The organism is Roseateles sp. (assembly GCF_047654785.1).
Classification (GTDB): domain Bacteria; phylum Pseudomonadota; class Gammaproteobacteria; order Burkholderiales; family Burkholderiaceae_C; genus Pelomonas.
Window position 1 is genome coordinate 1,318,791 of record NZ_JASGKQ010000003.1, and the last position, 26,781, is coordinate 1,345,571.

Sequence of the window (26,781 nt, forward strand, 5' to 3'; positions counted from 1 at the left end):
CTGCTGGGCGCGGTGGGGGTGATGTCCGCCAACGCCGAGGTCGCCCCGAACGTCGCCACCCTCGTGCAGGGCGCGACGACGCTGAGCGGGCAGGGCATCAGCCTCCAGGCGCAGCACAACCAGAACGGCCAGAACGCCCGCGCGAAGGCGGACAGCACCGGCATCGGCGCGGGCGTCAGCGTCGCCGGGGCCAACGCCAGCGCCAAGTCCGGCGCCAACACCAGCGCCACCACGCAGGGCCGGGCGACGCTGGACGGCCAGGGCGGCGTGGTCACCGTGCGGGCCGTGGCCGACAACACCGCGACGGCCGACGGCAGGGCGCTCGGCGGTGGCGGCCTGGCCCGCGGCGCGATGACGGCGACGGCCATGTCGGCGGGCGCCACCACGGCCCACGGCGCCGCCAAGGTCAGCGGCGGCGGGCTGGCCATCGAGGCCACCGCCGTGCAGGTGGCCAACGCCCACAGCTCCGCCGCGGCTGGCGGCCTGGTCGTGGCCAGTTCGGGGGCGAAGTCCACCAGCGCCGTCACGCCCACGGTCTCGGCCGGCATCGGCGCCGGCGCGGTCATCGACGTGGACGGCGGCGTCAACGTCGGCGCGAACGCGTCCACCCAGGCCAGCGGCATCGCCGACGGCGTGCAGTTCGCCGGCGGCGTGGGCGCGGGCGGTTCGGTGGCCGACGTGGACCTCAACCCGACCCTGACGGCCAACATCGGCAACAACGCCCGCATCACCACCCACGGCGGCAAGGGCGAGGTGCTGATGGCGGTGCGGCTGAACAACGGCGACGCGGCCGCCGGCCGGGCCACCGCGCGCTCCACCGCCAGCGCCGGCGCGGCCGGGCTGTCGCTGTCGGGCAGCAACTCATCGGCCAGCGCGGTGGCCAACCTGACGAACGACACCGGCTCGGGCGTCGTCTTCGACACCTCGGGCACGGTCCGCTTCGACACGCTGTCGGGCCTGACGGCCGACGCCGTGGGCGACAGCGAGAACCTGGCGCTGGTGGGCGCGGGCGGCGTGGCGAAGTCCGACGCGGCCATCGACGGCAGCACCCAGGCGGTGACGGGCGGCCTCTCCGGCACCGTGGGCGGCGACCTGGTCGTCAACAGCCGCCAGGACTACCGGGCCACGTCGGAGAGCAAGGCCTCGTCGTTCAGCCTGCTGGGCTCGGGCGGCGCCAACACCGCCAGCGCCACGGTCACCCCGACGCTGAACGTCGGCATCGGCGCCGGCGGCAACATCAGCGCGGCACGCGACGTCGTCATCAACAACCTGTCCACCGGCGACGCCAATGCACGGGCCAACGGCGTGGCGATGTCGACGCTCCTGTCCTTCAGCGGCTCCGACGCCACGGCCCGCGTGCGGCCCGACATGGACACGGTGGTCGGCGCCTCGACCATCACCGCCGGCCGCAATTTCTCGGTGCTGGCCAGCCACAACCACGACGGCAGCGGCGCCAGCGGCCAGGACGCGACGGCCTACGCCACCGCATCGGGCGGCAGCTTCGCCTTCAGCGGCATCGGCGCCAGCAGCCTGGCGCAGGCCTCGGCCGACATGGCGACCCTGCTGGGCGGCAACGGCGCCGAGCTGCGCGCCGCATCGGGCGACTTCACCGTCACCACGCGCTCCGGCAACCTGGCGACCGCCGAGGGCTATGGCGTGTCCTTCGGCGGCCTGCTGGGCAAGGGCAATGCGCGCGCGGACAGCATCGCCGGCGGCCGGCTGACCGACGCCGCGAGCAACAGCTACGACGACGACCGCCAGGCCACCACCATCGCCGCCGGCACCGGCATCTCGGCCGGCGGCAACGTGGCGATCGACAACGTCAGCGACCAGGGCTCGACGGCCGCCACCACGGCGCCGGTCGGCGGCCTGATCGGCCTGGCGGCCAACGACTCCAGCGCCATCGTGGCCCGCAACCTGAGCACCCAGCTGCTCGGCAGCGGCATCACCGCGGGCGGCAACATCCTGGCCGGCGCGGCCACCAGCGGCGGCGCCAAGGCCAGCTCCGACACCGACAGCTACGGCCTCTTCGCCGCCGTCGGCAAGGCGGCGTCCAATGCCCGGGTCACGCCCACCGTGGCCACCAGCGTGGGCGGCGCGCTGGATGCCGGCGGCCGCGTCACCATCCGCGCCGCGCATGACGGCTCGCAGGGCGCCTCCGCCACCGGCGAGGCCGGCGGGGCCAGCGGCTTTGCCAGCATCAACGGGGCCGACGCGCGCGCCGTCAGCGCGGCCGGCGTCAGCGCCGAGGTCCGCGACGGCGCCTCCGTGCATGCCGACGGTGGCACCGAACTGCTGTCCGCCGTGGCCGACAAGGCCGGCTCGCGGGCGGACGGCGAGGCCTATTCGCTCGGCCTGGCCCTCGGCGCCACCGACGCGCGCGCCGACGCCAGCTCCAGCAGCCGCGCCCGCGTGGGCAACGCCCGGATCACCGGCGCCAGCCTCACCATCGACGCCGCCGGCGGCGGCCGCGGCGCCGCCACGGCGCTCGCCGCCACCGGCGGCCTGCTGGTGTCGGGCAACGGCTCGGCGCCGGTCGTCAACGTCAACCCCACCATCACCGCCGAACTCGGCGGCGGCGCGGCCGTCGACGTGGGCGGCAACGTGGCGCTGCGCGCGCACGGCAATGCCGAGGGCGACGGCGTGGCCGACGGCTCGTCGTTCGCCGGCGCGGGCACCGCCAGCATCTCCAAGGCCGACATCAACGTCGGCCCCACGGTGCGCGCCGAGATCCTCGGCGGCGCCGCCGTGAAGGCCGGCGGCAGCGTGCAGCTCAAGGCCGACCAGGGCCGGACCGTCAGCAGCGGCGACACCACCTTCGGGGCCGGCGGCGTCGGCGTCGGCACCAACACCATCACGCTGAACGGCGAGCACGGCCTGACCACGGGCGACACGGTCACCTACAGCATCGGCCTGGACGGCAACACGCCGGTCGGCGGCCTGGGCGACGGGCGCAACTACCAGGTCATCGTCACCTCGCCCATCAGCGTCAAGCTGGGCTCGGTGTTCAAGTCCACGACGGTCGATGCGGCCAGGGACGAAATCAGATTCGACGTCGAGCACGGCTTCCGCGACGGCCAGCGCGTGATCTACCACAGCGCCGGCAACCCGGCGCTGAGCGGGCTGGTCGACGGCCAGGCCTATTTCGTGCGCGTCATCGACGCGCAGACCATCAAGCTCGCCGCCACCGCTGCCGGTGCCACGTCGGCGCCGCGCAGCTTCCTCAGCGGCGCGGTGGACGCCGCGGCCGACCGCATCACGGTCGCCGGCCACGGCTTCGCCAACGGCCAGGCCGTCACCTACCGGACGGCGGGCGCCGAGCAGTTCGAAGGGGCGGCGGTCGAGGGCGCCGGCGCCGACCTCATCACCCTCAACGGCCATGGCTTCGGCACCGGCGAGGCGGTGAAGTACACGCTGCGCGACCTCAACCCGGGCGACGGCCTGCCGCCGGCGGCCATCACCGGCCTGGCCGCCGACGGCACCTACTACGTCATCCGCGTCGACGACAACCACATCAAGCTCGCCGCCAGCGCGGGCGATGCCAGCAGCGGCACGGCCATCGACATCAGCAACACCGCCGAATCGCAGGCCAGCGGGCATGTGCTGACGCGCGTGGGCACGGCGGCGCTGCCGGGCCTGAGCGGCGGCACCACCTACTACGTCAGGGTCATCGACGCCAACACCGTCCAGCTCGCCGCGACCGCGGGCGGGCCGGCCATCGACCTCGGCGCGGGCGGCGGCAAGCACACCCTCGGCGTCGAAGGCCTGGAGATCTCCGGCGCCAGCAGCACCGGCCAGCACCAGCTCGAGGTCGACCTCACCAGCGCCGGCTCCGGCGCCGGCCACCAGCTGCTGGGGGCGGGCGGGGCGCTGCAACTGGTCAGCAGCGTGGCCGACAACGGCGTGTCCAGCGGCAAGACCGTGGGCTCGGCTGGCGCGCTGATCTTCGGCGAGAAGGGGTCCGAGTCGCATGTCGACCTGGTGGCCGACGTGCGCGCGCTGGTGGGCGACAACGCGGTGGTGCAGGCCGGCGGCGACATCATGCTCGACGCCTTCTCCGCCGCCAACGGCGCGGCCACGGCCGGCTCCAGCGGCGGCGCCTTCATCGCCGTGGGCAATTCGGAGGCCTTCGTCAATGCCACCCAGACCGTGCAGGCCGCGGCCGGCGCGGGCGCGCAGCTCCGGTCCGGCGGCTCGGTCAGCCTGCTGTCCAAGAGCACGCAGAACGGCACCATCGACGCCAACTCCAAGGGCGGTGGCTTCGTCAACACCTCCGACGTGAGCGGCGGCGTGCAGCTCGACCACGACACCACGTCCGGCGTCGGCGCCGGCGCGAGCATCGACGCCGCGCGCGACGTCGCCATCAAGGCCGAGTCGCGCTTCGAGGGCGACGTCTACGGCAAGGCCTCCAGCGGCGGCCTGGGGGCGGGCTCGGACGCCGACATGTACTGGCGCGTCGGCGACAGCGGCGATGCGCAGCAGACCGCCGTCAACATCGGCCACGACGCCCGGGTCGTGGCCGGCGACAACATCGCGCTCGACGCGGCGATGACGCACGCCAAGAGCCGCGTCACCGCCGACGCCTACTCGGCCGCGGCCGGGGCCAACCCCGATTCGCACGCCTACTCGCGCATGTTCTCGGACGCGGTGGTCAATGTGTATGGCGGCGCACTGGTCAGCGCGCTGGAGACCATCGACGTCACGGCATTCCACGGCGGCCTGGACGCCTATGCCTACTCGGAAGGCGAGGCCGACGCGGCCGGTGGCGACACCGACGTGGACCTGAAGATCGAACAGCGCCTGAACACGCGGGTCAACGCCGAGGCCGGCGCGAACTTCGAGACCTATGCGCTGGACGTGCGCGCCGCCTTCGGCAGCTACAGCACCCGCTTCCGCTACGTGCAGGACGGCGCCTGGGCGGACGGCGGCAGCGTGGACGTGGGCACGCCGCACACCTACGGCCAGCACATCGACTTCAACGCCGACGCGCGCCTGGCCTCCGGCCCGAACCCGGTGCTGGTCGTGGACGCGGCGGGCAACGTGGTGACGGCGCAGAACCTCAGCTACAGCAGCACGCCCACGGCCATCATCGTCAACGACGTGGTCAACGACGACATCGGCCGCGCGCGCTTCGAGGCCCAGTCGGTCGATGTGCCGGCCAACAAGAAGGACGCCGGCGGCCTGGAGGCCGGCACCATCAGCGGCACGCAGTCCACGTTCACCTTCATCCACACCTTCAACCGGATCACGCTGACCAACAACTCCAGCAAGGACCTGCGCATCAACGACATCGCGCCGGTCAACACCACGGCCGTGCCCGAGGTGACGCTGGTGGCCGAGAACATCAGCGGCGCGCGCACCGATGCCACGCCGTTCGAGTTCGGCATCCGCAACAGCTACGGCGCCACCGAGCTGCTGATCCGCAACACCCACGCGACCGGCCAGCCCGACATCCAGCTCAACGGCCTGATCGACAACCCGCTGGGCAGCTCGCTGATCGCCACGGTCAGCGGCGACATCGTCAGCCTCGACCCCAACGCCATCGTCCGCACCCAGGTCGCCACGCTGAACGCCGGCGGCGCCATCGGCAGCGCCAGCGCGCGCCTGAACCTGGAACTGGTGCAAAGCCCCGGCAAGGCCGCATTCCTGACCAGCGCCTCGGGCGCCGACAGCTGGCTGGCCGTGCGCGGCCTGCTGCGCGACCCGGACGTGGGCGACTTCAAGCTGAGCCTGGGCGACCTCAGCGCCGGCGCCAGGCTGGACCTGCTGCTGCGCGAGGCCAGGCGCCAGGTCACCGTGACGGCGCTGCCGCCCACCTACCAGGTGGACGTGCAGATCTTCCGCTCGTCCAGCGGCGCCGACCTCGGCACCACGAGCTGGGTCCGCCACTTCCGCCCCGACCAGGCGGGTGCCGCGATCGTCGATTTCCCGATCGGCTACTTCGGCACCGGCGACGGCGCCATCGCCTCCACCACCAGCCTGGGCCAGCTGCAGACGGCCACCGACCTCAGCGTCGCCGCGCAGACGCCGGCCCAGCGCATGGACCTGTTCCAGCGCAACACCTGGACGGCCGGCGCCAGCGCCACCGTCCGCACCAACGGCGACATCACGCTGCCCAGCACCGTGCAGGCCGGCGCCGGCGACCTGACGGTGCAGAGCCTGAACCACTCCGTCGCCGCCGACCACCTGATCGCCGGCGGCAACGCGACCGTCACCGCCGCGCTGGACATCACCCACCTGCTGGCCAGCTATGCCCACACCTGGATCGCGCTGTACACCGACAACCTGCTGACCGCGGGCGGCAGCGCCCAGCTGACCGCGGGCCGCGACATCACGCTGCCGCGCATCGTGCAGGGCGGCACCAACGTCGGCATCCAGGCCGGCCAGCAGGTGCTCGCGCCCGCGTCGCTGTGGGCGCAGGCGGGCGACCTGTCCATCACCAGCGCCCGCGGCTCGGTGCAGGTCGACCACGTGGTGGCCGGCGGCGACGTGAGCATCACCGCCACGCAGGGCAGCATCTCCGCCGTGACCGGCGGCCAGGCCGGCACGCGCACCGGCCTGTACCCGGACCACCTCGTCACCGCGGGCGACCGCATCACGATGCTGGCCGGCGGCGACATCACGCTGCCCCGCCTGGTGCTGGCGCAGGGCGGCGCCGTCAGCCTCACGTCCACCGGCGGCAGCGTGCTGCTGGCGCGCGTCGAGGCGGCCAGCAACGACGTCGCCATCTCCGCGGCCAGCGGCGGCATCCAGGAGATCGGCAGCGACGCCGATGCCGACGTGCTGGGCATCGAGCTGCGCCTCACGGCAGGCGGCGCCGGCATCGGCAGCGACGGCAACGCGCTGGAGATCGACTCCTCGCGTCCCGGCCACGGCAATGTCTGGGCGCTGGCCGACGGGTCCATCTACCTGGCCGAGGTCGCGGGCGACCTCAACCTCGACCGCGTGCGCTCGACCGGCGCCGACGTCGAGCTGACCGTGCTGGGCGGCGACCTGCTGGATGACTTTTCCGACCTCGCCGCCGACATCGAAGGCAACAGCCTCACGCTGGCCGTCAGCGGCAGCATCGGCGGCTATTACGACGACATCGAGATCGACAGCCGCTTCAGCGCGTCGGGCGGCTTCGTCAACGCCCGTGGCGACACCGGGGTGCAGCTGACGGAAGTGGCGCAGGCGCTCTACGTGGGGGCCATCGTCAGCAGTGCGGGCCATGTGCGGCTCACGTCGCGCGACAGCGCCGCTGGCGGCGAGCACATCGTCATCGGCGAGGGCCGCAGCGTGCAGGCCGGCCAGAGCGTGACGCTCAGTGCCGGTGACGACCTCCTCATCCAGGGCAGCGTCACCGCGGGCGAACGCCTGTTCTTCGCGGTCGACCACCACAGCGCCGACGCCGAAGGCGGCAGCGCGCGGATCGGCGGCAGCGTCACGGGCAGCCGCCCCGAACTGGTGGGTGGCGAACAGGGCGACCTGCTGGACCTGTCCGCCCAGTCGCAAGGCTGGACGGTCCACGGCCGCGGCGGCGACGACACCCTGATCGGCGGCGCCGGCGACGACGACCTGTACGGCGGCGACGGCGTGGACGACATCGACGGCGGTGCGGGTGACGACCTCATCGTCGCCGGCCCGGGCGCCGGCGGCACCCTCGCGGGCGGCGCGGGCAACGACCGCATCTTCGGCAGCGACGACGGCGGCCGGACCGGCGACCTCATTGACGGTGGCGACGGCGACGACCAGATCTGGGCGCTGGGCGGCGATGATGCCGTCGATGCCGGTGCGGGGGATGACTTCGTCGACGGCGGCGATGGCCATGACACGGTCTACGGCGGCGCCGGCAAGGACACGCTGTACGGCGGCCGCGGCGACGACCGGATCTACGGCCACGCGCCCCCCGACATCGACGGCCAGCCCGACGACGACCACGCCACCGACCGCCTCTACGGTGAGCAGGGCGACGACGAACTGCACGGCAATGGCGGCGACGACCTCATCGACGGCGGCTTCGGCGCCGACCGCCTCTACGGCGAGGCCGGCGACGACGAGCTGGTCCAGGGCTACGGCCAGGGCGGCCTCATCGACGGCGGCGACGGCGACGACATCCTCATCGGCGCCGACGACGGCGACGACACGCTGCTGGGCGGCGCGGGCGAAGACCGCCTGCAAGGCCTGGCCGGCAACGACCGCCTCGACGGCGGCAGCGGCAACGACATCCTGGAAGGCGGCGCCGGCGACGACACGCTGGAAGGCGGCGCAGGCGCCGACCTGCTGTTGGGCGGCGCCGGCAACGACAAGCTCTATGGCCACGCCATCGGCGGCGCGGGCGACGACGATGCGGCCGACCACCTCTACGGCGACTTCGGCAGCAACGGCAACGAGGCCGGTTCGGGCCGCGACCAGCTCTACGGCCAGGGCGGCAACGACCTGCTGTACGGCGAAGGCGGCGACGACCTGATCCAGGGGGCGGCCGGCATGGCCGTGGCCGAGGCCGGCGGCGGCAGCACCAACCACATCGACTTCGGCGGGGGCGGCGACGACGCCGCCTTCGATGGCGCCGTCACCGCGACACCGGCGCCGGCCGCCGTGCCGGTGGACGGCAGCAGCCCGCGCGCCGCCGGCCAGCTGCCCGACGGCGTCGTCAGCCGCGGCCGCTGGGCCGACCTGAACGGCAGCGCCGCCGACACCGCCGCGCTGCGCGGCCTGGCCGGCGACCCGGGCCTGTCACAGGAACCCGCCGTGGCCACCGGCCCCGGCGGCGAGCGCTACGTCGCCTGGAGCGACAGCCGCAACGGCAATTTCGAGATCTACGTCGCCAGGCACGACGGCAGCCAGTGGGTCGCGCTGGGCGGCAGCGCGTCGCAGGGCGGCGTGTCCGCCAGCGCCGCGTCGTCCACCCGGCCGGCCATCACGGTCGACGGCAGCGGCGCGCCGGTGGTCGCCTGGACGGAGACGCTGGCCGACGGCAGCCGCGACATCGTCGTCAAGCGCTGGAACGGCAGCGCCTGGGCGAGCCTCGGCACGGCCAGCGCGACCGGCCACGCCGTGCGGGCCGGGCTGGTCAACACCGCCAGCGGCCCGGTGCTGGTGTTCAGCGACGACGCGACGGGCGACGTGCGCCTGTTCGCCAAGATCTACACCGGCGGCGCCTGGGTCACGCTGGGCACGCAGCCCGCCGCCGGCCTGGCGCTGGGCACCGAGCTGCGCGACTTCAGCCTCGCCGCCAGCGGCGGCAAGGTCGCCATCGCCTACTCGGCGGTGCAGCCAGGCAGCGCGCTGCGCCAGGTCTACGTCACCGAGTTCACGCCGGGCGGCTCGGCCGCCGCGGGAAGCTGGGCGGGCCTGGCCGGATCGGACAGCGGCGGCGTCAGCGGCGGCGCCGCCGTGAAGGCGGCGCTGGGGTTGGACACCACCCATCACGCGCAGCCCAGCGTCGCCTATTTCGGCGGCAGCCTGTTCATCGCCTGGCAGGCCTGGGCCGACCAGGGCGCCACGGTGCTCACCGCGCAGCTCGGCAGCGGCGGCGTCACCGTGCGCGACGTCATCAGGGATCAAAGCCGCCCCGGCCTGCCGCAACTGGCGGCGGGCGGCAGTTCGCTGCGCCTGGTGTGGGCCGACACCCCGCTGCTCGACGCGGCCAGCAGCCTGTACGAGCGCCAGTGGAACGCCGCGACGCAGCACTTCGAGGAGGCGCTGCCCGGCCAGGCCAGCGGCATCGGCGCCGGCAGCGGCATCAGCCCGACGGGCGGCGAGCCGCAGCAGCTCGCGCTCGCCGTGGACGGCGGCGGCCGCGCCGTGCTGGCCTGGCAGGACGCCAGCGCGGGCGCCGCCGCGCCAGCGGGCTCGCCCGAGATCCTGGTGCGCGCCGACGCCGCGCCGGCCGGCCGCGTGTTCACGGCCACCGCCAGCGGCACGGTGCAGGACATCCTCGACAGCCAGGCGCTGGGTGCGGGCGACGTCATCGTCGTCGAGGGCAGCCAGGGCGGCTTCACGGTGTCGGCGGCGGATGCCGGCGTCACGATCTGGGGCGCACCGGGCAGCAGCATCACCGGGGCCGTCGTGGTCAACGGCGCCCACGTCACGCTGCTGAAACTGGACCTGCAGTCCACCTTGACCCTCGCCGCCGACGGCGCGGGCGTCAGCGACAGCCGCGTTGCCGGCCTCGTGAGCCTGGCCGCAGGGCAGGGCGCCCGGCTGTCCGGCAACACCTTCAGCGGCGGCGTCAGCATCGCCGCGGGCGTGGCCGACGCCAGCCTGCGCTTCAACACCATCGCCTCGGCCGTGGGCCTGCTGCTGGACAGCGCCACCGGCGTGCAGATCCGCGACAACACCGTCACCGGCTCCACGGCCGCGCTGCGCATCGCCGCCGGCGCCACCGCCAGCGGCCGCATCGCGGGCAACACCTGGCTGGCCGGCGGCACCGGCACCGGCCTGGACCTGCTGGCCAGCTTCGACGGCCTGCTCGAGAACAACCGCGTGCAGGGCGGCGCCCTGGGCGTCAACTACGCGGCGGGCAACCAGCTCGCGGGCAACCTGGTCACCGGCGCCACCGTCGGCCTGCGCAGCAGCCTGGCCGGCGCCGCGGCGCTGGGCTGGGTGGGGGCGTCCGTGGACCGCCCGAACACCTTCGAGGCCCATGCCACCGGCGTGCAGCTGCTGGGCGGCGCGCCGATGCAGGGCCAGGTGGTGCGTGCCAACACGGTGGGCGTCACCGGCACCGGCCAGCTGGGCGGCGCCACGCTGGAACACGCCAACCTGATCGAGGCCAATGTCACTGGCGTCGATGCCTTCAGCGGCACGATCCAGTTCAACCGCTTCTCGGCCAACCAGACGGCCATCAACGCCAGCAGCGAGCAGCGCATCCTGCACAACCTGTTCTACCGCAACACGCTGGTGGGCGTGCAGATCACCGGCAAGAACGACGTGCGGGTGTTCAACAACACCTTCTACGCCCTCACGGGCGACAACCTGCGCAGCGAAGGCGGGAGCACCGAAGTCGAGGTGCAGAACAACCTGATGTGGGCCATGGGCGGCTACGACCTGTATGTGGCCAACGACAGCCGCTACGGTGTCCATTCCGACTACAACAACCTGTTCACGTCGGGCGCCGGCAAGCTGGGCTTCTGGACCCGGGACTTCACCGACATCCTCGACTGGCAGGCCGACATCGCCAAGTTCGACCTGCACTCCATCGGCGCCACGGTCGTCAACCCGACCTGGGCCCGGCCGGAGTTCGTCAGCATCCTCGGTAACGACTTCCGCCTGCGCTATCCGGTGGCCGGCCAGCGCTTCAGCTCGCCCGGCATCGACATGGGCAACGCGCTGGTGGACAACGGCCGCGACCCGGCCGACATCAACCTGATCGCCAACCCCGGCTTCGAAAGCGGCACCGCCGGCTGGGAGGTCAACACCGGCTCGCAGGCCGTCGCCACGCCCAACGGCAGCGCGCCGCGGGCCTACGAAGGCAGCAACTTCTTCTTCGCCGGCGGCGTGGCCGGCGGCTTTGCGCGCCAGACCTTCACGCTGGCGCAACTGGGCCTCACCGCCGCGCAGGCGGACAGCCAGGACTTCGAGCTGCTGTTCGGCGGCCGCATCCGCATGGCCGCGGAAAGCCCGGTGGACAGCGGCGAGGTGCAGCTGATCTTCCGCAACGCGGGCGGCGACGTCATCGCCACCGCCGTGGCCAAGGCCGGCGGCAGCACCAACCGCTGGGAGCTGGTGGGCCAGCGCGCCGACCTGCCGTTCGGCACGCGCTCGGTGGAATTCGTCTTCCGCACCAACCGCCTCGCCGGCGGCAACGCCGACGGCTACTTCGACCAGGCCTTCCTCTACAAGGTCAGCGAGAGCCAGGGCAGCGACATCGGCGCCTACGGCCAGGCCGCGACCGACCTGCCTCTCGCCACCGGCGCCGCGCCGCGCATCAACCTGCGCTCGCCGGACTTCTACGTCGACTGGGAGAAGTTCAAGCCGCTCAACATCACCTGGGAGACCTTCGGCAACACCGACGACTCGCCGGTGCGCATCGACGTCTACCGGGACACGGCCGACGGCCCGCAGTGGCTGGCCAACGTCGTGCCGGCCACGCCGGACTCCGGCCAGTTCACCTGGATCCCGGGCAACAGCGGCATCGACTTCGGCACCCACGGCCTGCGCATCCAGGTCAGCCTGGTCGGCAACCCGGCCGTGCTGGACCGCAGCCAGGAGCCCTTCACGGTGCCCGAGGACGGGCTGACCTACTACGTCAACGACCGGGCCACCGCCGGCGACGAGTACACCACCGCAGCCGGCGACAACCGCAACACCGGCAAGAGCGCCGGCTCGGCCAAGCCCAACCTCACCAACCTGTTCCGCGCCTACGACCTGCAGGCCGGCGCCACGCTGTACGTGGACAGCGGCGACTACGCCCTGCTCGAATCCCTGACGCTGTCGGGCACCGCCTCGCGTGGCTTCGGCATCGACGAGGGCTTCACGCTGACCGGCCCGACGCAGGCCGGCCACAGCGCCACGCTGTTCCCCATCGTGCCCAATGAACGCCAGTGGGCGCTGCTGGACCTGTCGGACACCGACTTCGTCACCCTCAGCCACCTGGTGCTGCGCGACGCCAGCCGTGGCCTGCTGCTCACCGGCGGCGCGGACGCGGTGGACCTGGACCACATCGAGGCCTACGGCCATGTGAACGAGGGCCTCTACGCGGCGCAGGTGAACGCGCCGCTGGCCACCTGGACCGGCCTGAACGTCCACGACAACGGCCTGACCGGCCTGGCCGTCAGCGGCACGTTGGGCGGCATCGACGAGCTCACCGCCAGCCGCAACCGCGGCCATGGCGGCCTGTACGCCGAAGGCTCGCTCGGCTTCCTGACCCGCTCGCAGCTCACCGACAACGTCGGCAACGGGGCCTACCTGTACTACACGCCGGCCACCCGTGTGCAGGCCAACCTGTTCCAGGGCAACACCGGCGCCGGCTTGACCTACCTGGTCGGCGGCGGCGCGCAGGCGCTGGTCGGCGGCGCGATCGGCTCGGGCCTGGGCAACCGCTTCCTGGACAATGGCAACGGCGGCGCCCAGGTGTCCGGCAATGCGCTGGTGCAGGGCAACGTGGCCGCCGGCAACCTCGGCAACGGCCGTTGGGGCATCGGCATGACCGGCGGCGAGGCCCGCCAGAACGTCGTGCACGGCAACGCCAACGGCCTGTCCATGAACGGCGGCGTCGTCACCGACAACCGCATCTACGACAACAACCCCGGTGCCGGCTACGACTACGGCACGGGCCTGTGGCTCAGCAACGCCAGCGCCACCGGCAACACCGTCTACAGCAACCTGCTCGGCGCCTACAGCCAGGGCAACAGCGTGCTGCGCAGCAACCTGATCTACGCGAACGCGTCGGCCGGCGTGAAGCTCAACGGCAGCAGCCCGCAGTTCATCGGCAACACGGTCTACCAGACCGTCGGCGACGCCGTGCAGCTGTACGGCTCGGCCGGCAACGCCCGGTTCCTCGACAACATCCTGTGGGCCGGCACCGGCGGCGTGGCGTTGAGCGTCGACGCCAACTCGCAGAACGGCTTCACGTCCAACTACAACCTCTTCCAGGGCGCCGTGGGCATCTGGCAGGCCACGCAGCGCAGCTCGATCACCGCCTGGCGGCAGGCCAACTTCCAGGACCTGGACAGCCAGGCCGCCGACCCGCTGTTCGTCGACATCGACGGCGGCGACGGCCACCTGGGCGATGCCGGCGCGGACAGCGACGGCCGCGACGACGACTTCCACCTGAAGAGCACGCAGGGCAGCTTCCATGGCGCCTCGCTGGCACCCGTGCTGGGCGCCGATGGCCTGCCCACGCTGCTGGGCGGCACGCTGGTGGAAGACGAACAGGACAGCCCCGGCATCGACCGCGGCGCGCATGACCAGCCGTTCGACAACGAGCCCACGCCCCGCGGTGGCTACGTCAACATCGGTTCGGACGGCAACACCCGCTACGCCTCGCTGAGCCCGGCCGTCTACGTCCGCGTGATGACGCCCAACGGCGGCGAGACCGTGGCCGAAGGCGAGACCTTCGCCGTGCGCTGGCGTTCCGACGGTTTCGCCGGCAACGTCAACCTCGACATCAGCCTGGACGGCAGCCACTGGCTGCCGGTCGCGACCGACGAGGCCAACGACGGCGCCTACGACTGGACGCCGGGCGCCGGCCAGTTTCCGGGCGGCAGCTACACGCTGCGCGTCAGCGCCGTGCTGCAGCCGGCCGTGAAGGACACGTCGGACGCGAGCTTCAACCTCGCCTCCACCGTCACCACCTTCTACGTCAACGACGGCTCGCTCGCCGGCGACGAGTACACGACCGCGGTCGGCAACGACGCCAACGACGGCCGCAGCGCCGACCGCCCCAAGGCGTCGCTGCAGGCGCTGCTGAACGCCTACGACTTCAAGCCGGGCGACCTGATCCTCGTCGATACCGGCGTCTACAACCTCGCCACCAACCTGCTGGTGGATGCGCAGGACAGCGGCGTCATCATCCGCGGCGCCGCCAGCCATGCCTCGGTGCTGAACCGCGGCAACACCAACAGCGGCCAGTACGCCTTCGTGCTCGGCACGGGCGCCACCGACGTGACGCTGGACCGCGTGACGCTGACCGGCGGCCAGTGGGGCTTCGTCGTCAGCGACAACGCCGGCGCGCACCGCTTCGTGCTGAGCAACAGCGACGTCACCGGCAACACGGCGGGCGGCGTCTACCTCGGCCAGAACGTCGATGACGGCCGGGTGCTGGGCAATGTCGTGCATGACAACGGCGGCATCGGCATCCAGGGCCAGTACGCCACCCGCCTGCTCATCAGCGGCAACGAGGTCTACAACCAGTCCACCGGCATCTACGCCTACTCGTCGGGCGACGAGCCGGGCGATGGCACGACCATCGCCGGCAACCAGGTTCACGACATCTCGGGCACCGGCATCCAGCAGTACTACGAAGGCTGGGTCCGCAACAACGTCGTCTGGGCGGCCGGCACCGGCATCGGCGCCTACAGCAGCCAGGAGGTCAGCGGCAACGTCGTGTGGGGCCACGCCACCGGCATCGACGCCGGCGGCGTGGTGCTGTTCACCGGCAACACGGCTTATGCCAACACCACGGGCCTGAGCCTCAGCAGCATCGCCGCCACGGACAACCGCGTCTACGGCAACACGCTGGGCGTCTACCTCGGCAGCAACACGCTGCTGAGCAACAACGCGATCTGGGACAACACCAGCGGCGTGCGCATCAGCGGCGGCTTCAGCGGCACCGAGCTGCACGGCTTGGTGAACAACACCATCGTGCAGACCGGCGGCACCGCCGTGCTGGTGGACAACGCCTACAACGCCCGCCTCGTCAACAACATCCTGGACCTGCGCTCGGGCGCGCTCGGCGTTTCCGTCAGCCCCAACAGCGAGAGCGGCTTCGTCAGCGACTACAACCTGTTCTCGCAGCAGGCTGGCACGCTGCTGGCCCGCTGGGAAGGCCGCGACTTCGCAAGCCGCCCGGACTGGGTCTACGAAACCGGCTTCGACGTGCACAGCCGCGTCGCCACGCCCAGCTACGTCGATGCCGACGGCGCCGACGACATCTCCGGCTGGGACAAGTCGCCCCTCGGCGCCGCGCGCATCCTGGACGACGGCGATGCCGGCGTGGCCTTCTCCGGCAGCTGGACCACGGTCAACACCGCCAACCCCGGCTTCGGCGGCAGCCGCCGCGAGGCCAACGGCAACCAGTACGGCACCGGCAGCAACCAGGCCACCTACACCTTCACCGGCCTGCAGGCCGGCACCTACGTCGTCGCCGGCAGCTGGGCCAGCACCTCGGGCAACAGCGGCAACACGCTGTATGCCTTCTATGACGGCGCGGCCTCGGCCGGCAACCTCGTGCGCAACATGCGCACCACGCAGAACGTGCTGCCGGGCGACTACGCCGCCGATGCCGCCAACTGGCGCGATCTGGCCATCGTCGTCATCACCGGCGACACGCTCACCGTGCGCGTCAGCGATGCCGGCGCCTACGGCAAGATCGTGGCCGATGCCATCCGCGTGCAGCGCATCACCGGCGACCACGGCGCCGATGACGATTTCCGCCTGCAGGCCGGCTCCGCCGGTGTGGACGCGGGCGACCCGACCTCGCCCTACAACGTCGAGCCGCTGAACAACGGCGCCCGCATCGACCAGGGCGCCTATGGCAACACCGGGCACGCCACCCAGAGCCCCGCGCCGCTGATCCAGGTCACCGGCCCGGCCGGCTACGCCAAGCTCACCGTCGGCACGCCGGTCACCGTCGAGTGGCACACCGCCGGCCTGCTGCCCACCGAACCGGTGCTCGCGATCAACGCCGGCAACGCCGGCCCCGTGGCGGGCGGCGCGCTGGGCAACTGGCAGCGCAACGGCTACCAGACCCAGGGCTACGGCGCCACCGGCTTCAGCGAGCCGGTGGACCTGAGCGGCGTCACCGACGGCGCGCCGGCCAGCGTCTACCAGACCAACGCCTATGCCAACGGCACGGTTGGCCAGGGCCTGAGCTGGGCGCTGCCCGTGGCCGACGGCGACTACGTCGTCCGGCTGCATTTCGCCGAGAGCTATGTCTACGCCCAGCCCGGCAGCCGCCAGTTCGACATCCGGCTCAACGGCGACACCGTGCAGAGCGACTTCGACATCCGCGCCGCCGCGGGCGCGAACTTCAAGGCCGTGGTGCGCGAGTTCACAGTGTCCGCCAGCGGCGGGCAGGGCATCGCCGTCGACCTGGTCACCAAGACCAACGGCTGGGGCGCCGAGATCAGCGGCATCGAGGTGCAGCGCGTCGTGCCGGCCGGCGATGCGGACGCCAGGGTCGACCTCCAGGCCAGCCTGGACAACGGCCTGTCGTGGACGACCATCGCCAGCGGCCTGGCCATGGACCGCTTCGGCAACGGCAGCACCCGCTGGACGCCGGAGTTCGCCACCGCCGGCAACACCGCGCTCATCCGCGCCATCGCCGTGTACGGCGACGGCGCGGTCGCGGCCAGCGACACCTCCGACGAAGCCTTCCTGATCGCCAACGGCGGCAAGGTCTACTACGTCAACGACGGCTCGCTGAGCGGCGACGAATACACCACCGCCACCGGCGACAACGCCAACAGCGGCAAGGACGCCGCGCACCCGATGGCCAGCCTGTCGGCGCTGCTGCGCGCCTACGACGTCGGCCCCGGCGACACCATCTACGTCGACAGCGGCCGCTACGACCTCATCACCAACATCACGCTGGGCGCCAGGGACTCCGGCGTGCGCATCGTCGGCGCGCTGCACGCCGTCAGCGAACTCAACCGCGGCAACACCAACGGCAACCAGGTCGCCGTATTGCTCTCCGGCGCCACCGACGTGACGCTGGAGAGCCTGACGCTGAGCGGCGGCCAGTGGGGCGCCGTCATCGGCGACAACAGCGGGTCGCACCGCTACGTGCTGAAGAACCTGGAGGTCACCGGCAACAGCGGCGGCGGCATCTCGCTGGGCGCCAACGTCGACGACGGCCTGGTCGTCGGCAACACCGTGCACGACAACGGCGGCACCGGCATCAACGCGGCCTACACCACCCGCCTGCTCATCACCGGCAACGAGGTGTTCAACCAGGGCACCGGTATCCATGGCCTTGCCTCCGGCGACGAGGCCGACGACGCGCCCGTCGTCGCCGGCAACCGCGTGCACGACGTCGGCACCGGCATCCAGCTCTACTACGAGGGCGTGGCCCGCGGCAACGAAGTCTGGCGCTCCGGCACCGGCCTGTCGCTCCTCGGCGCGCGCGGCGAGCACAACGTGCTGCGCCAGAACACCACCGGCATCGCCGGCAGTGGCGCCGAGGTGCTGGGCAACCACGTCTACGCCAACACCACCGGCATGGACCTGTCCAACAGCACGATCTGGGAGAACCGCGTCTACGGCAACACGCTGGGCCTGCGCGACGGCGGCTCCGACATGGTCCGCAACAACGTCTTCTGGGACAACGCCATGGCCGTTCGCATCGGCGGCAACCGCAGCGGCGACGACCGCAATGGCCTCTACAACAACACCATCCGCCAGAGCGGCGGCCGCGCCATCGACGTGGAGGCCAACGCCGCCAACGTCCGCCTGCGCAACAACATCTTCGACCTGACCGACGCCACCGCCATCGTCGTGCCGGCCAGCGCCGAACGCGGCTTCGACAGCGACTACAACGTGTTCGGCGGCAGCGACTCCGCCGCCTTCGTCGGCATCACCTGGGAAGACGCCAGCTTCGGCAACCTGCTGACCTGGCGCTTCGAGACCGGCAACGACCTGCACAGCCAGGTCTCGCCCGTGCAGTTCCGCGACGCGGACGGCGCGGACGGCGTGTCCGGCTGGTCCACCGCCCCCCTCGGCGCGGCCGTCATCCTGGACGACGGCGACATCGGCGTCAGCTTCGCCGGCAGCTTCACCACCGTTACCGCGAACACGCCGGGCTATGGCGATGACCGCCGCGAGGCCGGCGGCAACCTCTACGGCAGCGGCGCCAACCACGCCACCTACACCTTCACCGACCTGGCCCCCGGCACCTACCAGATCGCCGCCACCTGGGCCCACAACGCCAACGGCGGCTATGCCGGCAACACGCCGTATGAGCTCTACGACGGCCTGGTCGATCCGGACCATCTGATCGCCTACCAGCGCACCGGCCAGAACAGTGCGCCCAACGACTTCACGGCCGACGGCGCCAAGTGGCGCGCGATCGCCACCGTCGTCGTCACCGGCGACACGCTGAGCGTGCGCGTCAGCGACAAGGGCGCCTACGGCAAGTTCACGGCCGACGCCATCCGCCTGCAGCGCGTGCAGGGCGATGCCGGCCGCGATGACGACTTCCGCCTGCCCGTCGGCGCCGCCGGCGTCGATGCCGGCGACCCGTCCTTCAGCCATGTGCGCGAGCCGGTCGACAACGGCGGCCGCATCGACATGGGCGCCTACGGCAACACCGCGCAGGCCACGGCCACCCCGGTGCCCACGGTGCAGCTCACCGGGCCGCACGGCCATGCCAAGCTGGAAGTGGGCACCGCCGTGGACATCGGCTGGCACACCGCCGGCATCACCGCCACCGAGCAGGCGCTGCTGATCAACGCCGGCAACGCCGGCCCGGTGGGCGACGGGCTGCTGGGCTACTGGCAGCGCAACGAGCACCAGACCCAGGGCTACAGCGCCACCGGCTTCAGCGAGCCGGTGGACCTGAGCGGCGTCACCGACGGCGCGCCGGCCGCCGTCTACCAGACCAACGCCTATGCCAACGGCACGGTCGGCCAGGGCCTGAGCTGGGCGCTGCCGGTGGCCGACGGGCAATACGTCGTCCGGCTGCACTTCGCCGAGAGCTATGTCTACGCCCAGCCCGGCAGCCGCCAGTTCGACATCCGGCTGAACGGCAACACCGTGCAGAGTGACTTCGACATCCGCGCCGCTGCCGGCGCGAACTTCAAGGCCGTGGTGCGCCAGTTCGACGTGGTCGCCAGCGGCGGGCAGGGCATCAATCTCGACCTGATCACCAAGACCAGCGGCTGGGGCGCCGAGATCAGCGGCATCGAGATCCTGCGCGTCGTGCCCGTGGCCGACCTGCAGGCCACGGTGGACCTGCAGACCAGCCTGGACGATGGCGCCAGCTGGCAGACGCTGGCCACCGGCCTGACGATGGACCGCTTCGGCAACGGCCACTACCGCTGGACGCCCGACCAGCCCACCGACGGCAACACCGCCCGGATCCGCGCCATCGTGCGCCACGGCGACGGCAGCGTGGCCGCGCAGGCCGTCTCCCGCGAGCCCTTGCTGATCGCCAACGGCGGCAGCGAGTTCTTCGTCAACGACGGCAGCCTCGTCGGCGACGACCGCAGCACCGCCGTCGGCAACAACTTGAACAGCGGCAAGAGCGCCGACCGGCCCATGGCCAGCCTCGCGGCGCTGCTGCGGGCCTACGACCTCGACCCGGGCGACGTCGTCCACGTCGACAGCGGCGTCTACCGCGTCTACACCAATGTGCCGCTGGCCGCCAGCGACTCGGGCGTGCGCATCACCGGCCCCGGCGGCGTGGGCCATGTGGCCACCATCAGCCGGGGCAACACCGGGTCCGGCGCCTACACCTTCGACTTCCAGGGCGCCGACGACGTCACCCTCGAGCGGCTGAACATCACCGGCGGCGCCTACGGCGTCGTGTTCGGCAGCAACGTCGACAGCGACCGCAACACGCTGCGCGGCAACGACATCGGCAGCAACGCCCAGGAGGGCGTGTGGCTGGGCGCCGGCAACGACGGCAACCTGCTCACCGACAACGTCATCCGCAACAACAACCGCGGCCTCTACGTCGACAGCGCCACCGGCAACCGCGTCGAGGACAACGACATCCGCAACAACGTCAACGGCGGCCTGAACTTCTCCTACGGCAGCAACAACGTCGCCCAGGGCAACAAGGTCCACGACAACGGCGGCGTCGGCATGTACAGCTATGGCGGCAACGGCGCCGTGTTCCGCGACAACGAGGTCTACAACCAGGCCAGCATCGGCATCCAGAACTACTACGGCAGCCTGCTGGTCGAGGGCAACCTCGTCCACCACAACGGGCTGGGCGTCGACGCCACCTCCGGCCTCACCGCGCGCGCCAACGCCATCTACGCCAACACCACCGGCGTGCAGGCCTATGACGGCCTGCTGGACGGCAACCGCATCTACAGCAACTCGGTGGGCGTCATCGACACCGGCTACAGCCGCCTCGTCAACAACGTCATCTACGCCAACACCAACCAGGGCGTGCGCATCCAGGGCGGCCATGACGCCAACGCGGGCGACGGCCTCTACAACAACACCATCTTGCAGCTGGTGGGCGAGGGCATCCGCCTGACCAACAACGCCAGCAACGTGCTGCTGGCCAACAACATCCTGCGCGTGGATGCCGGCTACGGCATCAGCGTGGATGCCAACAGCCAGGCCGGCCTGCGGAGCGACCACAACCTGCTGTTCCGCGGCCCGGCCGCCAACGCCTTCATCGGCCTGTGGAACGGCGCCACGCAGGCCACGCTGGCCGACTGGCAGGCGGCCTCGGGCAAGGACGCCCACTCCGTCACCGGCAACCCGCTGTTCCTCGACATCGACGGCGCCGACAACATCCTCGGCGAGCAGGGCGTGTCCACCGGCAACGGCTTCGACGACAACTTCGAGCTGGACGCCTTCTCCGCCGCCATCGACGCCGGCAACGCCTACCTGGCGCCCGCCAAGGACATCGAAGGCCGCGACCGCCGCAACGACCCCGACGTGGCCAACCAGGGCACCGGCTGGGACCTCTTCGTGCCCACCGATGCCGGCGCGCAGTTCTCGGCCACCGGCACGGCCAAGAACTTCCGCACCGGCGACTACGCCTTCGAGCAGGCCCTGGGCTTCGACTTCACGTTCTACGGCAAGACCTACACCAAGATGTGGGTCAACGTGAACGGTTTCGTGCAGTTCGAGGGCCCCGACTCCCCGTACAGCGGCAACGGCAACAGCACCGAGGCGCTGCTGCGCAATGTGCGCATCGCCCCGCTGTGGGACGACCTCGACACCGGCCCCGCCGGCAAGGACATCTTCGTCAGCCAGACGGCCGACAGCATCACCGTGCGCTGGGCCGCCAAGCTGCAGGGCAGCGCCACCGACGCCAATATGGCGCTGACGCTGGCCGCCGACGGCACGGTGCGCTTCGACTACGGCGCCGGCAACACCGGCCTGACGCCCACCGTGGGCCTGTCGGCCGGCAACGGCGTCACCTATGTGCTCGCCGGCTACGACGGCCAGGCCAACCTCGCCAGCGCCGGCTCGCTGCTGTGGACCCCTAGGCCGGGCCTGACCTATTACGACATCGGCGCCTACGAGTTCCAGGGTGCGTCCGGCGACAGCGCGGGCCCCCGGGCCGTCGGCATCTCGCAACTGCCGGCCGATGGCGGCAGCACGGCGCTGGCGTTCTCGTCCGTGCAGATCGACTTCGACGAAGCGCTCAACGGCGTCTCCGCCCGCAGCCCGGCCAACTACGAGCTGCGCGTCGCCGGCGCCGACGGCCAGTTCGACACGGGCGACGACCTCATCGTCAAGATCAACCCGTTCTATTCCTTCCCCGAGACCCGGCTGACGCTGGACTTCGGCGGCGTGCTGGCCGAGGGCCAGTACCGCCTGACGCTGAGCGGCACCCGCGCCATCTTCGACACGGCCGGCAACCCGCTGGACGGCGACGGGAACGGCACGCCGGGGGGCGACCACGTCCGCCGCTTCACCATCGACCGCAGCAGCAACCATGCGCCGGTGGCCACGCCCGCCACCGTCACGGTGGCCGAGAACGGCAGCCTCGAGATCACGCTGGCCGCCACCGACGCCGATGGCGACACGCTGACCTACACCATCCCGACCGATGCGCTGCACGGCACGCTGTCCGCCATCGACCCGGTCACGCACAAGCTGACCTACACCCCCAACCCCGACTTCAACGGCAGCGACGGCTTCACCTTCCAGGTCGACGACGGCAAGGCCGGCATGTCCTCGGCGCGGATTGGCATCGACGTCACGCCCACCAACACCGCGCCGGTCGCGCAGGACCAGTCCGCCAACGTCAACGAGAACGGCAGCGTCAACCTGCTGCTGGCCGCCAGCGACAACGAAACCGCCCGCGCCCACCTGGCGTTCGAACTCGTCACCGGCCCGGCCCACGGCACGCTGACGCAAGGCGCCGGCGGCGCCTGGGTCTACACCGCGAACGCCGGCTACATCGGCGCCGACAGCTTCACCTGGCGCGCCCGGGACCGCGGCGACCCGGACGGCAGCACCGGCAACGCGGCGCCGTCCAACCTCGCCACCTTCAGCCTCACGGTGGTCAACCTCAACGATCCGCCGGTCATCGCCCCCGTGGCCGACCAGCAGGTCGCCGAGGGCAGCCGGATCCAGGTCCAGCTCAGCGCCACCGACGCCGACGGCCCGGGCCAGACCTGGACGCTGCTGTCCGGCCCGGCCGGCGCCACGCTGGACGCCGCCACCGGCCTGTTCAGCTGGACCCCGGCCGACGGCCCCGGCGACGTGGACGTCCTCGTGCGCGTCGGCGACGGCGGCACGCCCAGCCGCAGCGCCGACCTCACGTTCAAGATCCTGGTCCGGGACGTCGCGCCCCGGCTCGACTTCACCGGCCCCGATCTCGACCAGGGCATCGGCAACGGCGTGGCCGGCCAGGCCTACGGCTTCAGCTACACCGTCACCGACCCGGGCGCCGACACCATCACCTCGCTGTTCATCGACTGGGGCGACGGCAGCACGCAGACCGTGGCCGGCAACCCCGGCAGCCTCAGCCACACCTATGGCGACACCGACGGCAGCTACACCGTCAGCGTCACGCCGACCGACGAGGACGGCGCCCACCCGCCCAGCACGCTCACGCTGCGCATGGCGTTCAACGACCCGCCGGTGGCCAGCGGCCAGACCGTCCAGGTCGACGAAGACACGGCCCGGCTCATCACGCTGGCCGGCACCGATCCCGAAGGCGGCGCGCTGGTCTACGGCATCGTCAGCGGCCCCAGCCACGGCACGCTCGGCACGCTGGACCCGACCACCGGCATCGTCAGCTACACGCCGGACGCCCGCTACAACGGGGCGGACCGCTTCGTCTTCCGCGTCACCGATGCCGGCGGCAAGAGCGCCACCGGCACCGTCGAGCTGGTCGTCCAGGCGGCCAACGACAGGCCCGTCATCGCCGCCATCGCGCCGCAGACGCTGAGCGAAGGCGAGGCCCTGTCCCTCACCGCCACGGCCACCGACGCCGACGGCCCCGGCCCCATCACCTGGACGCTGCTGAGCGGCCCGGCCGGCGCGGCCATCGACGCCGCCTCCGGCCTCATCAGCTGGCGGGCGAGCGACGGCGACGCCAGCTACCCGTTCACCATCCAGGCCGACGACGGCGCGGGCGGCCTGTCCACCCGCAGCTTCGTGGTGGACGTGAAGGACGTCGCCCCCACGCTGACGGCCAGCGGTGCCGGCAGCATCGGCGCCGGCCAGGCCTACACGCTGACGCTCGGCGCCACCGACCCCGGCCAGGACACGATCAGCGGCTGGCGCATCGACTGGGGCGACGGCAGCAGCACCTCGGTGGCCGGCACCGCCCCGTCGGCCACGCACGTGTTCACCGCGGCCGGCAACTTCAGCATCGTCGCAAGCGCCACGAACGAAGACGGCAGCTTCACCGCGCCGGCCGTGGCCGTCACCGTGGCGCAGACCAACCAGGCCCCCGTCGCCGCGCAGGACCACTACACCGTCCAGGCCGGCCAGACGCTGACCATCGACGCCCCCGGCGTGCTGGCCAACGACAGCGACGCCGACGGCGACGCGCTCAGCGTCACCGCCATCGACACCGCCGGCCTGCAAGGCACCGTACAGGTCGCCGCCGACGGCCGGCTGGTCTTCACCCCGGCGGCTGGCTTCAGCGGCAGCACCAGCTTCAGCTACCGCGTCAGCGACGGTGCCGGCGGCGTCGCCACCGGCCTCGTCACGCTGCAGGTGCTGCCGGCGCTGCCGACGCTGCAGGTCAGCGGCTTCCAGGCCACCGACACCGGCTTCCGCCTGCGCTTCGACAACGCGGTCGACCAGGCGCTCATCCAGCTCTACGGCGCCGGCAACCTGCTGCCTGACGTCGACCTCACCGGCCCGGTCGGCGGCGTCAACGGCCGCGTCGCCGGCAGCATCGTCTTCGACGCCGATGGCCGCGGCTTCAGCTTCGTCAAGACCGGCGGCCTGCTGGAAGCCGGCAGCTACCAGCTGCGCCTGAACGCGGGGGCCGACGGCTTCGTCAGCCTGGGCGGCCTGCGCCTGGACGGCGATGGCGACGGCATCCCGGGCGACGCCTACACCCGCAGCTTCACCGTGGCCGCCCATGGCGGCGCGGTGCTGGCGGTGCAGGACTTCACCCGCGGCCCGGGCCAGGTGGCCAGCCACGACCCGGCGCTCGGCGCCTTCGCCATCAGCCTGGCGCGCGGCGCGGGCTTCCAGTCCCTGGGCTTCGACCTCCACTTCGACCCGGCGCTGCTGCAGGTGACCGGCGCCATGCTCGCCAGCGGCCTGCCCGCCGGCAGCAGCCTCACCAGCAGCGTCGTCCAGCCCGGCGTGCTGCGCGTGCAGCTCACACTGGGCAGCCCCATCGCCGACGCCGCGCTGCGCCACCTGGTGCTGGTGCAGGCCACGGTGCCGCTGTCCGCCGGCCATGGCACGGCCGAGGTGCTGCGCCTGAGCGACCTCAGCGGCGATGCCGGCCCGCTGCGCGCCGACGACGGCCTGCACGTCGTGGCCAACCTCGGCGATGCCGACGGCAACCGCACGCTGCAGCCGGCGGACGTGGCGCTGATCCAGCGCGTGGCGGCGCGCAGCGACACGGGTTTCGCCGCCACCCCGCTGATCGACCCGGTCCGCATCGCCGACGCCAACCGCGACGGCCGCATCACGGCCACCGACGCGGCGCTGGTGCTCAACGCCAGCCGTGGCGTCCCCGTGCCGGCCATTCCGGCTGCGGTGGCGGCGCCGGCCGGCCCGGTGGTGACCCGCGTCACCAGCGAGGCCGACGGCTTCAGCCTGCGCTTCGACCGCGCGATCGACACCGTGCTCATCGACGCCTACGGCGCCGGCGGCACGCAGGACCTGTGGCTGGACGGCCCGCTCGACGGCGGCAGCGCCGGCCGCATCACCGGCAGCGTCTTCTTCGACGCCGATGGCCGGGGCCTGCGCTACGTCGCCACCCGCGGCGTGCTGCCGGCCGGCGACTACAGCCTGACGCTGAAGTCCGGCGCCGCAGGCTTCACCGCGCAGGCCGACGGCCAGCCACTCGACGGCAATGCCGACGGCAGCCCGGGAGACGACTTCGTCGCCCGCTTCACGGTGGGCGCGGACAGCGGCGCGGTGCTCAGCGTGGGCGACCTCGTGGCCCCGGCCGGCAGCGCCAACCAGGCACTGGCCGTGCAGGTCCGCGAGGCTGCGGGCGCACGCAGCGTCTACTTCCAGCTCGTCTACGACCCCGCCACGCTGCACATCGACGCCGTCAAGCTCGGCGCCGGTGCGCCGGCCGGCAGCGTCATGAACCTGGATGCCGGCGTCGCCGGCCGCCTGGGCGTGCAGCTGATGCTGGGCAGCGTGCTGCCCGACGCGGCGCTGCGTGCGCTCGTGAGCCTCACCACCAGCGTGCCGGCGGGCGCCACGGCCGGCGCCAGCCGCCTGCTGCGCCTGCAGGATCTGCGCATCGACGGCGCGGCTGCCCGGGCCGACCAGGGCGTGCAGCTCGTCGCCACGCTGGGCGACGCGAACGGCAACGGCGAGGTGCAGGCCAACGACGCCGCGCTGATCCAGCGTGTCGCCGCAAGAAGCGACACCGGCTTCGCCGCCTACCGGCTGACCGACCCCTTGCTGGTGGCCGACATCAACCGCAATGGCCGCATCGCCGCCACGGATACCGCGCTGGCGCCGAACATCGCCCGGCAGCAGGGCCAGCCGCAGGCGCAGCAGCGCCTGGCCCGCACGCTGGGCCTGTCCGCGCCGCTGCCTGTGGAATCGCCGGCCACGCCGGCCGCCGTGGATGGCCAGGCCGGCAAGCGGAGCATGGCCGCCAACCCACCCGCAGCGGCTCCCGCCCCGGTGGTGCGCATCAGCGGCGCGCTGGATTTCGGCCTCGACGCGCCGCTGCCCAGCAGCACATGGGTGAATGACTGGGTTGCGGGCGCCAGGCAAACCGTGCCCAATGACTGGAAGCTGACGATCTAGCGATGCATTCGATTCAGGAGAACA

General features: G+C 72.2%; 1 protein-coding gene (cut by a window edge). It reads left to right on the forward strand.

Going from position 1 to position 26,781, the window contains the following annotated elements:
- Positions 1-26,757: the 3' portion of a right-handed parallel beta-helix repeat-containing protein gene (locus QM788_RS15080; protein WP_415662278.1), read on the forward strand. 15,177 nt of this gene lie to the left of the window's left edge; the window shows 26,757 of its 41,934 coding nt (coding positions 15,178-41,934); its start codon lies beyond the left edge, outside the window; it ends in the stop codon at positions 26,755-26,757.
- Positions 26,758-26,781: the final 24 nt, after the last annotated feature.